The sequence below is a fragment of the Pseudomonas sp. KB_15 genome (assembly GCF_052114525.1).
Lineage (GTDB): Bacteria > Pseudomonadota > Gammaproteobacteria > Pseudomonadales > Pseudomonadaceae > Aquipseudomonas.
In genome coordinates this window covers 31,977-44,990 of the sequence record NZ_JBFREX010000037.1, presented here as the reverse complement: position 1 = coordinate 44,990, position 13,014 = coordinate 31,977, and the positions used below count along the sequence as shown (strand labels likewise).

The following is a 13,014-nucleotide window of genomic DNA, read 5'->3' as shown; positions in this document are numbered from 1 at the left end:
GCATAGCAGTCGTGAGTCCAGCTGACGCGGTCTGCCTGACGTACCGCAATGACTGATTTTACGACTGCTTCGCAGCCGAACGCAGCCTCGCGGGCTCGGCAGCTGCTACAGATCGCATTACCGCTTAACTGACTGGCATTAGCGCTTCAGGGTCGTTTCTTGATCACCATTGCAGGGTGATTTCACTCTCGAACTCTCGCTCCCGGCCAGTGACCGGATCGATAAATTTCAGCCCCTGAGCCAGCAGTTTCAAAGGATTGGCATAGTCATCCTGCGCGTCCTTGAGCACCTCGGGGTAAAACGGGTCGTTGCAGATAGCGGCTCCCAACGCTGCCATATGCACCCGCAGCTGGTGTTTCTTGCCCGTCACCGGGTAAAGACCATAACGCCAGAGATCCCCCTGTTTCTCCCTGACTTCAACCGCAGTCTCGGTGTTGCTGGCTCCTGGCCCCTCCTGCATGCGGAAGAACGGTTCGCCATCGACCAGTCGGCTTTTATGAACCAGCGGGAAAGCAAGGTCAGGTAACGGCGCGGCGATGGCCTCGTAGCGTTTTTCGATCTGCCGGGTTGGGAACAAGGACTGATAAGCAGAACGACTTTGCGGATTGGCGGAAAACAGCACCAGCCCCGCGGTATGCCGGTCAATGCGATGCAATGGCACCAGATGCGGATTATCCAGGCGCCGGATCAAGCGCCTCAGCAGCGTCTGCTCGACGTATTCGCCAGCCGGCGTCACGGGCAGGAAATGCGGTTTGTCGGCCACCACCAGGTGCTCGTCCGCGTACAGGATCGACTCGATCACCGGGATCGGCTTTTCATCCGGCACTTCGCGAAAATAATGAATCCGCAATCCTTCCTTGTAGACCAGATCGAGGGCGATCGGCATGCCCTGCCCATCGAGGACCCGGCCACGGGCGATTCTGTCCAGCCATTGTTCACGACCGATGGCGCTGAAATGCTCACACAGGCAATCGACAACGGTCTGCCACGGGCCAGGTGGCAAGTAGAGCGTACTGGCCTGACTGTGTGCCGCGGAAAAAGAAGAAGTGGACATACGAAAGCTCTAACCCTCAGTGCAGAGCGGCATTATCCAACAGCAGGGGGAATGAACCTAGGGGGCGTTCTCAATTAGTTTTCCCGGCGTGAAAACCAATTGAGAACGCCCCCCAAGATTCCTCAAGCCGGGATCTGMGTACGTGCCGCCGCCTCGGTGTACTCCTTGAGCCAGCGCAACACATCGACCGCCTCCCAGCGAGCGGGGTCATACAGGGCGTACAACAACCCCTGATAACCCACGACATCGAGTTGCCGGTGATAACCCGCGCGTTGAAACAAGGCTTCGATTTCAGCGAAACAGGTATTGAAATGCGTTTTGTTGAAGGGCGTTTTTCCCTCGGTCACCAGACCATCCAGACGCAACTCACGGACGGCCTCGTGCACGACGTCTGCGGACATCCGGTTCACGCTGCTCTTCAATTGTTCGACATTGACCACGATTCATCCCTCTCACGCCCGGGCTTGCCTGCTCGTTCCCGAAAATCGGCAGCGGCAGGCAGGCACCGCGAATAGCTGTATGCGCATACAGTATCCGATCAACACCGTATAAGCCAAGGGGATCAATCGCAAAGTTCGACAGGCGGGAGATACCGCCAGCGCAAAAACCGCTTAACGCAGGAATGCCACCACTTCCTCGGCACCGAATGGCCAGCCCAGTTCAGCGCCGGTATCGACTCGCCGCAGCACTGGAATGCGCAGGCTGTAAGCGGCGAACCACGTTTCATCGTTGGTGATATCCACCAGTTCCACCAGCAGACCACGCTCGACGAACTCCATTAACATGGCTTCGGCTACTTCACAGAGATGGCATCCAAGGGTGCCGAACAGCTGACATTCGGGAAACATGAGCGCTCAACCAAAAATTGAAGTGATCATTCTAGGCCTGCCCCGAAAAACCGTCGAGCCATTGAGCCCCTGCCCCGATGCCACCAGCGATGAAGAGACCTGAGTCAGTCCTGGCTCACAGCGCCGATCTTGTGGATCGACAGGTCCGCCCCGTAATACTCCTCTTCCTGACTCAGGCGCAATCCATGCAACGCCTTGATCACGCCATACACCGCAAACCCGCCGGCCAGCGCCACAGTGACGCCCAGTACAGTGCCGATCAACTGGCTGATCAGACTGACCCCACCCAGCCCCCCCAAAACGGTCTGGCCGAAAATGCCGCAGGCAATACCGCCCCACACGCCGCACAAGCCATGCAACGGCCACACACCCAACACATCGTCGATACGCCATTTGCCTTGGGCTGCGGTAAAGCACCAGACAAACAGCGCCCCCGCGACGGCACCGGTGACCAGCGCCCCCACAGGATGCATCAGGTCGGAACCGGCACAGATTGCCACGAGCCCCGCCAACGGGCCGTTGTGCAGAAAGCCGGGGTCGTTGCGCCCGACAATCAGCGCGGCCACCGTACCGCCAACCATGGCCATCAGCGAGTTCACCGCCACCAGTCCGCTGACACCTTGCAGGGTTTGCGCGCTCATGACGTTGAAGCCGAACCAGCCGACGATCAGAATCCACGAGCCCAATGCCAGAAACGGGATACTCGATGGCGCGAACGCGACCAGGCGTCCGTCGCGATAACGGCCGTTACGCGGCCCGAGCAACAACACCGCCGCCAGCGCCAGCCAACCGCCCATGGCATGCACCACCACCGAGCCGGCAAAATCATGGAAACCGGCGCCGAAGTGCTGCTGCAACCAGACCTGCAAACCCAGATTGCCGTTCCAGACAATGCCTTCGAAGAACGGATAGATAAACGCAACAATCAACGCTGTCGCACACAGTTGCGGAACAAACCTGGCGCGCTCGGCGATCCCTCCGGAAATGATCGCCGGGATCGCCGCGGCAAAGGTCAGCAGGAAGAAAAACTTCACCAGTCCATAGCCATGGTCGGCATTGAGCACGGCCGCTGGCTGCATGAACGTCACGCCATAGGAAATCCAATAGCCTATAAAGAAGTAGGCCAATGTCGAAACGGCGAAGTCGCTGAGGATTTTCGACAACGCATTGACCTGGTTTTTCTGTCGCACGGTTCCGACTTCAAGAAAGGCAAAACCGGCGTGCATGGCCAGAACCATGACCGCACCGATCAGAATGAACAGCGTGTTGGAGCTATGGACCAGGGTGTCCACAGCGCTTTGCAGGTTTTCCATGGGATGGGCAGACCTTATGGCAGAAAAAAGCACCAAAGCAGTTCGCGAAGACTGTCCATGCACCAAGTTGCAGCTTCGAAGCATCAGCTGACTGATCTTGTTGAACCGCTTTGGCGCACGGATTGCGTCCAGGCGAAACAGGCCCCGGAGGTTTACGCGAGTTTTTGATTGTTGGTCCTACGGTTTTACTGAAATCATGCCCGGCTATAGCGCAATGGTGCGGACCGGCGCACCACCACACAGCAAAAGTTGTACCAGTCATTTGTACTGAACCTTCGCCGAAGGCTCATACTCGAACACATCAGAAAGCCACTTATGGAGATCCCCCCATGGCCCGCACCCAGGCAAAGACTGCTCAAGAAATCCTGATGAACGACTTTCAGACACTGGTCAGTGACACCGAGCGGTTGCTGGAGCACACCGCGACCCTGGCCGGTGATCAGGCTGACGAGCTGCGCGAGCAGATTCACGACAGTCTGTTGCGTGCTCGTGAAACCCTGAAACTCACCGAAGACTCCCTGCGCGAACACGGCAAGGCTGCTGTTACCGCCACTGAAGACTATGTCCAGGCCAATCCTTGGCAATCCGTCGGGATCGCGGCTGGCGTGGGCTTTCTGATCGGCCTGCTGGCTAGCCGGCGCTGATATGTCGATCGGTGAATCCGGCCCGTCTGTAACGGGAACAAGCTCCTCTTCGCGGCGCCTGGGCGCCGCCTTCCTTGGGTTGCTGCACAGCCATGTCGAACTGTTCGGCATCGAATTGCAGGAACAGAAAGCCCGCACCGTCAGCCTGTTGCTGTTTGCCGGCCTGGCCCTGGTGTTCGCGTTATTGCTGTTGGTGGGATTGTCGACGCTGGTGCTTATCGTGTTTTGGGACACGTATCGCCTGACCGCCATCATCGGGCTCTGTGTGTTCTACACCCTCGCCGCCCTATTCTGTGGAATGCGCTTGAGAGCAGCGATTTTCGATGAGTCCTCGCCCTTCAATGGCACGCTGCAAGAGCTGGCCAACGATCGGGAGCGCCTGCTGCCATGAGCCTGCCTGAACTGCCACACAACAGCTCGCGCACGGAAATGCGCAAGGCCCTGATCCGCCTGCGCATGGAAATGCATCGTCAGGAAATCCGCCACGAATCCGCGCAACTGCTGCAACCCTTGCAACGCGTACGCGGGATGACGCAAAACCTGCAGGACGGCTTCGGCATCAAACACGCTCCACTCTGGGGCCTGGCCGCGGTCACCTTGCTGGGTTTTCTGACCGGCAAGGGTGCAAAAAACGGTGATGGCCTCAGCAGCCTGACCCGTCTGGTCCGGCTCGGCACCACACTGGGGCCGCTGATCAAACTGTTCATGCAGGGCTCTTCGCGCAAAGACTGACCGGTTTCTTTCTGGCTGCATTCTTGCGACGTCAACGGGATGTGCCCCTCTATCGAGGGGTGCCATCCTGTGCACCTGCCCGGTCAACAGACACCCTCCAGAAACGACACCTTGCCAAGGAGTCGACGCCGACGGGTTGTAGTTCCGCTTGCAGGTCATGGCGCGAAACGGGAAGCTAGGCCATCAGTCACCTGACGGAGAGACCCCGCCTTGGATTGGCACACCCTGCTTACCCGCGAACGCCTCGGAAAACCGCTGCACAGCCCTGAAGAACTCGGCCGCAGCCCTTTTCACAAAGACCACGACCGCATCATTTTCTCGGGGGCTTTTCGTCGCCTCGGGCGCAAGACCCAGGTCCATCCGGTGTCCAGCAATGATCACATTCATACGCGTCTGACCCACTCACTGGAAGTCAGTTGCGTGGGTCGCTCACTGGGCATGCGGGTCGGCGAAACCATCCGCAACACCCTTCCCGACTGGTGCGAACCCAGCGATCTGGGGATGGTGGTGCAATCGGCTTGCCTGGCACACGACATCGGTAACCCGCCTTTCGGCCACTCCGGTGAAGATGCGATCCGTCACTGGTTCCAGCAAGCCGCCGGCCGTGGCTGGCTGGATGCAATGAGTGAAGCCGAGCGCAATGACTTCCTGAACTTCGAAGGCAATGCCCAGGGCTTTCGGGTACTCACTCAACTGGAGTATCACCAGTTCGACGGCGGCACCCGACTGACCTATGCAATGCTGGGCACGTACCTGAAGTATCCATGGACGGCCAGGCACGCCGACTCGCTGGGCTACAAGAAACACAAGTTCGGCTGTTATCAGAGCGAGTTGCCACTGTTGGAGCAGATCGCCCATAAACTCGGCCTGCCGCAACTGGAGGAGCAACGCTGGGCACGGCATCCGCTGGTGTACCTGATGGAAGCCGCCGACGACATCTGTTATGCGCTGATCGACCTGGAAGACGGCCTGGAAATGGAGTTGCTGGAATACGCCGAAGTCGAGTCCCTGCTGCTGGGCCTGGTGGGCGATGATTTGCCGGAAACCTACCGCCAGCTTGGCCCCGGCGATTCGCGCCGACGCAAACTGGCGATCCTGCGCGGCAAAGCCATCGAGCACCTGACCAATGCCGCGGCCCGCGCCTTCGTCGAGCAACAGGACGCGCTATTGGCCGGTACATTGCCCGGCGATCTGGTAGAACACATGCACGGGCCCGCCAAGCGTTGTGTGCTGAACGCCAAGGACATGGCCCGCAAGAAAATCTTCCAGGACAAGCGCAAGACTCTGCACGAGATCGGCGCCTACACCACGCTGGAAATCCTGCTCAACGCCTTTTGTGGTGCAGCGCTGGAGCAGCACAACGGACGTACGCCATCGTTCAAAAGCCGGCGCATCCTTGACCTGCTGGGCAACAATGCACCCGATCCTCACGGCCCATTGCACACTTCGTTTTTGCGCATGATTGATTTCATCGCCGGCATGACCGACAGCTATGCCAGTGACATGGCCCTGGAAATGACCGGACGCGCCAGGCACTGAGGCGTATCGATTGATCAGCCATTACGGCATTCGTTATGGCTGATCCCCCCTTCAAACTCCAACAGCACTCAAGTTTCGTCGAATCGCCCTACAGCACATGGCGAGCAAACTGATCGCTTGCCCGGCACTCTCGCGAAACAATCGCCCTCCCTTCTGTTCGACAGATGAAGTGCACCCCATGGCCGAAGACGATCTACGCATCCTCTTGGTGGAAGACCATCCCTTCCAACTAATAGCCACTCAATACCTGCTGGAAAGTTATGGCTTCACCCGACTGACTACCACCGATAGCGCCCAAGGCGCCATGCAGCAAATGCTCGGGGCCGACCAACCGTTCGACATTCTTTTATGTGATCAATGCCTGCCCGACCTGACAGGACTCGATCTGGTCCGGTTCGCCAGCCAGCGAGGGCTGATCAGGCAGGCGATCATTCTGAGTAGCCTGACGACGTCTGAACTGGATGAACTTGAAAAAACGGCCACTGAACACGGGCTGCCATTATTGGGTTACTTGATAAAACCATTGAAACAATCTGAATTTAGAGACCTGTTGACCTCGGTACCAACGTAGAAAAAAGACACATATAAAAGCCGACAAACACACAGCGTAAAACTTACAAACAACTTCCTCCCGAAGTGCACCAGAGCATTGGAACTTCTTGGCCTTCCTAATAAGAAACCTAGTTAATGCGTAGTCCGATTCTTTTTATTCTGTAGGATTTCTCCTATATCGCTGCTACAGCCCGGTCAGTTCATGCGTCCCTTGAAGTATCTGAGCTAAGGTGCGCGCTTTATTTGAGCTCGCATGGGACTTGATTATGAACTCCGTTTTTATTGTCGACGATCACCCGGTTATCCGCCTTGCCGTTCGAATGTTACTGGAACATGAAGGTTACAAAGTCGTCGGCGAAACTGACAATGGGGTTGACGCCATGCAGATGGTTCGCGAATGCATGCCAGACCTGGTCATACTCGACATCAGCATTCCAAAACTGGATGGCCTGGAAGTGCTATCCAGATTCAACGCAATGAGTACCCCTCTTAAAACACTGGTGCTGACAGCACAATGCCCGACACTTTTCGGCATTCGTTGCATGCAATCCGGTGCATCGGGCTATGTCTGCAAACAAGAGGACATCAGTGAACTGGTCAGCGCGATAAAAGCGGTGTTTGCAGGTTACAACTATTTTCCGAGCGAGGCCTTGAACCCCGTCCGCGGAGATGAAACACGCTGTATTGAACTGGAGTTGTTCAAATCCGTAAACGACCGGGAACTGATGGTCTTGCAACTTTTTGCCCAAGGCCGCACAAACAAGGAAATCGCCAAGGGCATGTTTCTGAGCAACAAGACCGTGAGCACCTACAAAAAGCGCCTCATGCAGAAACTCAAAGCCAAATCCCTGGTTGAACTGATCGAGATGGCAAAACGTAACGCACTCGTGTGAGAACCTGAATGCCCAGCCGTTTGAAGGTCTATCTGATTCAAGTGACCGCAGGTCTATGCGTGTGCACCTCGTTGTTCGGGGCACCGGGCAATGAACAATACACGCTGCTCAGCCGCTCGAAGGCCGGGGCGCTGGAGGTTCGACTGGATGAATCCCAGCGACAATGGATACAACACAAAAATCAACTGACGCTCGGTACGTCGGCCCCGGACTATCCCCCTTTCGACCTGACCACCAGTGGTCAGGACTATGAAGGGTTTACCGCCGATTACGCGGGTCTTCTGGGAAAAACGACCGGCTTGCCCATCAAGGTTCGGCGTTTCGATTCCCGAGGAGCCGCGATCGCTGCGCTGGAGAACGGCGAAGTCGATCTGCTTGGCACCGCCAATGGATTCGAAGCGGGCAATGCCAACATTGCACTGTCCATACCCTATGCCGTCGATCAACCCGTATTGGTGACCCGCGAAGGGGAAACCCGATCCCTCACCGATGGCCTGGCCGGATTGCGCCTGAGCATGGTGTATCACTACTTGCCGCTGGCAGAAGTCAGGGCGTTGTACCCGAAGGCGATCATCACGTCCTATCCGTCCTACCAGAATGCGATCAATGCCGTTGCTTTCGATCAGGCGGACGTGTTTCTCGGTGACACCATTTCAACTCACTACATGATCAACAAGGGGTACCTGAACAACATCCGCATGGCCAACTTCGGCAAACATGAAGCCTGGGGTTTCAGCTTCGCCGTCAACAGGAACAACCCCGAGCTGCTCGGCATCATCAATGCGATGATCACGGCCACCCCCTCCAGTGAACGGGAAAACATCGCCAAACGCTGGAGCGCCGGTAGCGACATTCTGCTGACCGATCAAAAGCTGCAACTCACTGACCGGGAAGAACGCTGGCTGGCACAGCACCCGATAGTGCGCGTCGTCGTCAACGAAGCCTTTGCGCCACTGACGTTTTTCGATAGCAATGGCAACTTTCGCGGGGTCACCGCGGATTTGCTTGAACTGATCAGACTGCGCACCGGCTTGCGCTTTGACATCCGGCGCAGTCGCAGCGATGACGAGATGATCAAACAGATCAAGGACAACAAGGCCGATGTGATCGCCGCGTTGCTTCCCAGCGCCCAACGTCAAACCCAGCTGAACTTTACCCGCCCCTTTCTGGAAAATTCCTACGTCCTGCTCACCCGCAAAGCCGCTGACAGCCCGACCAACCTCGCGCAGTTACAGGACAAGCGTCTGGCCATTGCCCGCGGCAATCCACTCATGGATTACCTGCGCAAAGAGTTTCCCCGGATCAACTTGATCGAAACCCCGGACACATTCAGCGCGGTAGAGTCACTCGCCGAAGGGCAGGCCGAGGGCGCGGTGAACTCACTGGTCATTGCCAATTACTTCATTTCCTCGCGGCTGTTCGAGCACACATTGCAAATCAGCACCACCATCGGCACCGAGCAGGCGGCGTTTTCCCTTGCCACCGCTCGGGGCGCCAAAGAGTTGAACGCCATCCTCAACAAGGCGTTACTGAGCATCTCGCCGGAAGAGCTGGGCATCATCAACAGTCGCTGGCGTGGCTATTCGGCGTCCTCGCAAAGCACCTGGCGCAACTATCAAAGGCTGTTTTACCAGATCGTCATCGGTGCAGGCGTGCTGTTGCTGATTTCCATTGCGTGGAACGACTACATGCGCCGCCAGATCAAGCAGCGCAAAGCCGCCGAGCGTGCGTTGAACGATCAGTTCGAGTTCATGCGATCGCTGGTCAATGGCACGCCCCATCCGATCTACGTACGTGATCGCCAGGGGCTGCTGCAAAGTTGCAACGACAGTTACCTGCAAGCGTTCTGCGCCAGGCGTGAAGATGTCATCGGCAAAAGCGTCATGCAGGGATCGATGAGCAATGTGTTCGAAGCCCGGGAGTACCAGGCTGACTACCAACGCGTGGTGGCCGAGGGCAGACCGCTGATCGTCGATCGCGAACTGCACATCGGTGGCCAGCGCCTGACGATCTATCACTGGATTCTTCCCTATCGGGATTCAAGCGCAAAAGTGCAAGGCATCATCGGTGGCTGGATCGACATCAGCGACCGGCGGCAACTGCTCGATGATCTGCGTTGCGCGAAAGAACATGCCGATAACGCCAACCGGGCCAAAAGCACGTTTCTGGCCACGATGAGTCATGAGATCCGCACGCCGATGAATGCAATCATTGGCATGCTTGAACTGACACTCAAGCGTCTTGATCATCAGCACCCGGAGCGTCCAGCCATCGATGTCGCGTACAACTCGGCGAAAGGGTTGCTGGAGCTGATTGGCGACATTCTCGACATTGCCAGAATCGAATCAGGACGCTTGAGCCTGAGCCCGGAGCGCGTTAGTCCGGGTGAACTCGTGGCCTCGGTCGTGCGGATTTTCGATGGCCTGGCCCGACAGAAAGAGCTCGAGTTGGTGCTGGAGTTTTCATCGGCCAACCCGACCTTCGATGTGTTGCTGGACCCTTTGCGCTTCAAGCAAGTGCTGTCCAATCTGATCAGCAATGCCATCAAGTTTACGGAACAAGGCCGGGTCCGGGTCATCGTCGACCTGCACCCGGCAACGCAACCTGAGCACGTGCAGATGCGGGTGCAGGTTCACGACAGTGGTATCGGAATCAGCGAACAGGATCAACAGCGCCTGTTCGAACCCTTCGCTCAGGCCGATAACGTCATGCAATCGGCCAGGGGAGGCGCAGGGCTGGGGCTGGTGATCAGCCGCAACCTCTGCGAGATGATGGGCGGCAGTCTGCAATTGCGCAGTGAGCCGGGCGTCGGCACTCAAGTGGAGGTGTTGCTGCAGCTGGAAACGTTGCCGCTGCAACAGTCAGCCCGGGTGGCCGAAACGCAAATCATCGTCGCCACAACCCCATTGAGTGTGCTGGTAGTCGACGATCACTCGGCCAATCGCTTGCTCACCTGCCAGCAGCTGGAGTTTCTTGGACATCGATTTACCGTCGCGGCCGATGGCCAGGAGGGACTGGAGGCATGGAAAGACCAGCCTTTTGATCTGGTGATCGCCGATTGCAATATGCCGGTCATGAACGGTTACGAGCTGGCCCGTGCCATTCGCCAGCATGAACGACAAAACCATCGCCCTCCCTGCACCGTTCTCGGCTTTACTGCCAACGCCCAACCGGAAGAAGTACAACGCTGCAAACAGGCCGGAATGGACGACTGCCTGTTCAAACCCCTCAGCCTCGGTGCCTTGAGTCAATGGGTGGAAGGCATTGAACCCACCCATGCAACCCCGGCGTTCAGCCTCCACGGGTTGAAACTGATGACCGGGGGCAACCCGATGTTGAACCGACGATTGCTCAACGAGTTGGTGAGCAGTAACCGTCAGGATCTGCAAACGCTGTTGTCGCTATCCAGCTCCGGGGATACGCACGCGCTGCAGGACATTGCCCACAAAATCAAAGGCGCTGCCCGGATAGTGCAAGCCTCCCGCTTGATCGACCGCTGCGAGGCACTCGAAGCAGCCTGCCATGAGGATTTCGATCGCGAAAAAGTGACAGGATGCTGCAAATCCATGGAGTGCACCATGCTTGAGCTGGAGGACGCGCTACTACGTCAGATCGAGCATTACGACGAAGGCAAAGTGACAGAGCCTTAACTATGCCTGGACCCTCAGCAGTGTGTTGACCCTCAAGGAGAAACCCGCAATGCCTGACCCACTGCCCACGGATCCACGCCGGTTTCCACTGCATGTCCATATCAGCGTGATGTTCACCTTTTTATTGTTGCTGACCGGGGTGGTGCCGGGTCTGTTCAACTACCGGCAAACCACACAGATCATACTGTCCAGCAGTGAAAAGCTCTTCAACCGCATTGAGCAGGATGTCCGCCTGGACCTGCACGCCACCTATGAACCCATTCGTCATCTGTTGAGCCTGCTGGCCAAGGCCGGCCTGGCGTCTTGATCAGCAGTCGGTCAGACGCAGGAAAATCGCTGCCAGTTGTTCGATTCCGGCCTGGTCCTGAGCGGTGAAACGCGCGAGCTTCGGACTGTCGAGATCGAGCACGCCGATCAATCGGCCGCCCTTGACCAAGGGTACGACCAATTCGCTGTTCGAGGCGCTGTCGCAGGCAATGTGACCGGGGAACGCGTGCACATCTTCGACTAGTTGAGTCTGCAAGGTGGCTGCCGCTGTCCCGCATACGCCGCGACCGAACGGAATCCGCACGCAAGCGATCTGCCCCTGAAACGGGCCCAGCACCAGTTCTTCATTGCGGTTGAGGTAGAAACCGGCCCAGTTCAAGTCATCGAGCTGATTGAACAGAAACGCCGAGAACTGCGCGGCATTGGCGATGAAATCCCGTTCGTCCGCCAGCAAGGACTCAAGCTGCGCGTGCAGCATGCCGTAACCTTCGAGGCCCTGGCCGCTCTTTTGTAAATCGATCATGCCTTGTGCTCCAACAGTTTCAGCCCGACCCAATAACGGGCAAATTGATAAGCGCAACGTCCATTGCGATTGCCTCTGCCTGTGGCCCAGCGTACCGCCAGGATGTCCAGCTCTTCGCTGCGCTGCCATGCCAGTCCGGCCTTGCCGGCCAACTGGCCGATCCAGTGCTCGACGACGTTGAGGAAGTGTTCCTGGGTAAACGGATAGAACGATAGCCACAGGCCGAAGCGGTCCGACAGCGCGATCTTGTCTTCCACCGCCTCGCTGGGATGCAATTCACCGTCGACCCGCTTCCAGTTTTCGTTGTCACTTTCCTTTTCCGGCACCAGGTGGCGACGGTTGGAAGTGGCGTACAGCAAAACGTTGTCTGGCGCCTGTTCCAGCGAGCCATCAAGGACGCTTTTGAGCACTCGGTAATCGCCCTCGCCCGACTCGAACGAGAGGTCATCGCAAAACAGCACGAAACGCTGGGGCAGTTTGCCGATCTGTTCGACCACTCGCGGCAGGTCTGCCAGGTGATCACGTTCAATCTCGATCAGGCGCAAACCGGCTTGAGCGTGTTCGGCCAACAAGGCGCGCACCAGCGACGACTTACCGGTGCCCCGTGAGCCCCAGAGCAAGGCGTGGTTGGCCGGCATGCCGTCGAGGAATTGCCGGGTATTGCGCCCAAGCTGCTCGACTTGCCGGTCGACGCCGATCAGGTCCGACAAACGCATGTCGAGGCTGACCTCCAGCGGCATCAGATAACCGCCGCGCGACTCACGCTGCCAGCGCGCGGCCAGGCATTGCGTCCAGTCGATGGCTGGCCGCGGTGCCGGCAGCAACGGCTCGATACGGGCCAGAACGGCATCGGCGCGTTCAAGAAAAGCATTCAATCGGGAATCCACGACTTCTCCTCGGGCACGTTCACAGTAATGATGGTGATACAGCGACGAAACACAGCGTCAGACAAGTGGCCGCCCCCGCAGTACAGGCCTCGCGAGAACATCAACAGGCAGG

Annotated in this window: 13 protein-coding genes and 1 pseudogene; 8 read left to right on the top strand and 6 right to left on the bottom strand. The window is 57.6% G+C overall.

Going from position 1 to position 13,014, the window contains the following annotated elements; genetic code table 11:
- Positions 1-163: 163 nt before the first annotated feature.
- From AB4Z35_RS22990 to AB4Z35_RS22975, 4 genes are all read right to left on the bottom strand, one after another.
- Positions 164-1,054: a pseudouridine synthase gene (locus AB4Z35_RS22990; protein WP_008003308.1), complete on the bottom strand. Its 891-nt coding sequence runs from the start codon at positions 1,052-1,054 to the stop codon at positions 164-166.
- Between the two features lie 122 nt (positions 1,055-1,176).
- Positions 1,177-1,494: a hypothetical protein gene (locus AB4Z35_RS22985; protein WP_007983466.1), complete on the bottom strand. Its 318-nt coding sequence runs from the start codon at positions 1,492-1,494 to the stop codon at positions 1,177-1,179.
- A 171-nt stretch (positions 1,495-1,665) separates the two neighbouring features.
- Positions 1,666-1,902: a glutaredoxin family protein gene (locus AB4Z35_RS22980; RefSeq protein WP_008003305.1), complete on the bottom strand. Its 237-nt coding sequence runs from the start codon at positions 1,900-1,902 to the stop codon at positions 1,666-1,668.
- 104 nt (positions 1,903-2,006) lie between these two features.
- Entirely contained in the window at positions 2,007-3,215 is a 1,209-nt protein-coding gene (locus AB4Z35_RS22975; RefSeq protein ID WP_442099585.1) for an ammonium transporter, read from the bottom strand.
- Positions 3,216-3,544: 329 nt separating this feature from the next.
- Between AB4Z35_RS22975 and AB4Z35_RS22970 the strand changes: the two genes are divergently transcribed.
- The 8 genes and pseudogenes from AB4Z35_RS22970 to AB4Z35_RS22935 all read left to right on the top strand — a co-directional run.
- The gene (locus AB4Z35_RS22970; protein WP_046040614.1) at positions 3,545-3,859 is read left to right on the top strand and encodes a DUF883 family protein; all 315 of its coding nucleotides are present in this window, start codon (positions 3,545-3,547) and stop codon (positions 3,857-3,859) included.
- 1 nt (position 3,860) lies between these two features.
- A complete protein-coding gene (locus AB4Z35_RS22965; RefSeq protein ID WP_442099584.1) occupies positions 3,861-4,250 on the top strand; it encodes a phage holin family protein in 390 nt (129 codons plus the stop codon).
- Positions 4,247-4,591, top strand: a complete 345-nt coding sequence (locus AB4Z35_RS22960) for a hypothetical protein (protein ID WP_442099583.1) — start codon at positions 4,247-4,249, stop codon at positions 4,589-4,591. The genes AB4Z35_RS22965 and AB4Z35_RS22960 overlap by 4 nt, the downstream gene beginning before the upstream one ends.
- A gap of 210 nt (positions 4,592-4,801) precedes the next feature.
- Positions 4,802-6,130, top strand: a complete 1,329-nt coding sequence (locus AB4Z35_RS22955; protein WP_442099582.1) for a deoxyguanosinetriphosphate triphosphohydrolase — start codon at positions 4,802-4,804, stop codon at positions 6,128-6,130.
- Positions 6,131-6,308: 178 nt separating this feature from the next.
- Positions 6,309-6,701 (top strand): response regulator, encoded by a 393-nt coding sequence (locus AB4Z35_RS22950; protein ID WP_442099581.1) that lies wholly within the window; start codon positions 6,309-6,311, stop codon positions 6,699-6,701.
- Between the two features lie 247 nt (positions 6,702-6,948).
- Positions 6,949-7,575 carry a response regulator transcription factor gene (locus AB4Z35_RS22945; RefSeq protein WP_008002663.1) on the top strand — a complete coding sequence of 209 codons (627 nt, stop codon included), beginning with the start codon at positions 6,949-6,951 and terminating at the stop codon, positions 7,573-7,575.
- A gap of 8 nt (positions 7,576-7,583) precedes the next feature.
- The gene (locus AB4Z35_RS22940; RefSeq protein ID WP_442099579.1) at positions 7,584-11,225 is read left to right on the top strand and encodes a transporter substrate-binding domain-containing protein; all 3,642 of its coding nucleotides are present in this window, start codon (positions 7,584-7,586) and stop codon (positions 11,223-11,225) included.
- A gap of 49 nt (positions 11,226-11,274) precedes the next feature.
- Positions 11,275-11,511, top strand: a pseudogene (locus AB4Z35_RS22935) (hypothetical protein); the annotation flags it as partial.
- A gap of 21 nt (positions 11,512-11,532) precedes the next feature.
- Here AB4Z35_RS22935 and AB4Z35_RS22930 read toward each other — a convergent pair.
- Together AB4Z35_RS22930 and AB4Z35_RS22925 are read right to left on the bottom strand one after the other, a co-directional pair.
- Entirely contained in the window at positions 11,533-12,015 is a 483-nt protein-coding gene (locus AB4Z35_RS22930) for a GAF domain-containing protein (RefSeq protein ID WP_442099578.1), read from the bottom strand.
- Complete coding sequence (locus tag AB4Z35_RS22925; protein ID WP_008002667.1) at positions 12,012-12,902, bottom strand: ATP-binding protein; 891 nt, start codon at positions 12,900-12,902, stop codon at positions 12,012-12,014. Before AB4Z35_RS22925 ends, AB4Z35_RS22930 begins: the two co-directional genes overlap by 4 nt.
- Positions 12,903-13,014 lie beyond the last annotated feature (112 nt).

Coding starts and splice junctions, on each gene's coding strand:
- AB4Z35_RS22970 (WP_046040614.1), top strand. CDS start 3,545: ATGGCCCGCACCCAGGCAAAGACTGCTCAAGAAATCCTGATGAACGAC.
- AB4Z35_RS22975 (WP_442099585.1), bottom strand. CDS start 3,215: ATGGAAAACCTGCAAAGCGCTGTGGACACCCTGGTCCATAGCTCCAAC.
- AB4Z35_RS22945 (WP_008002663.1), top strand. CDS start 6,949: ATGAACTCCGTTTTTATTGTCGACGATCACCCGGTTATCCGCCTTGCC.
- AB4Z35_RS22990 (WP_008003308.1), bottom strand. CDS start 1,054: ATGTCCACTTCTTCTTTTTCCGCGGCACACAGTCAGGCCAGTACGCTC.
- AB4Z35_RS22980 (WP_008003305.1), bottom strand. CDS start 1,902: ATGTTTCCCGAATGTCAGCTGTTCGGCACCCTTGGATGCCATCTCTGT.
- AB4Z35_RS22960 (WP_442099583.1), top strand. CDS start 4,247: ATGAGCCTGCCTGAACTGCCACACAACAGCTCGCGCACGGAAATGCGC.
- AB4Z35_RS22965 (WP_442099584.1), top strand. CDS start 3,861: ATGTCGATCGGTGAATCCGGCCCGTCTGTAACGGGAACAAGCTCCTCT.
- AB4Z35_RS22950 (WP_442099581.1), top strand. CDS start 6,309: ATGGCCGAAGACGATCTACGCATCCTCTTGGTGGAAGACCATCCCTTC.
- AB4Z35_RS22930 (WP_442099578.1), bottom strand. CDS start 12,015: ATGATCGATTTACAAAAGAGCGGCCAGGGCCTCGAAGGTTACGGCATG.
- AB4Z35_RS22940 (WP_442099579.1), top strand. CDS start 7,584: ATGCCCAGCCGTTTGAAGGTCTATCTGATTCAAGTGACCGCAGGTCTA.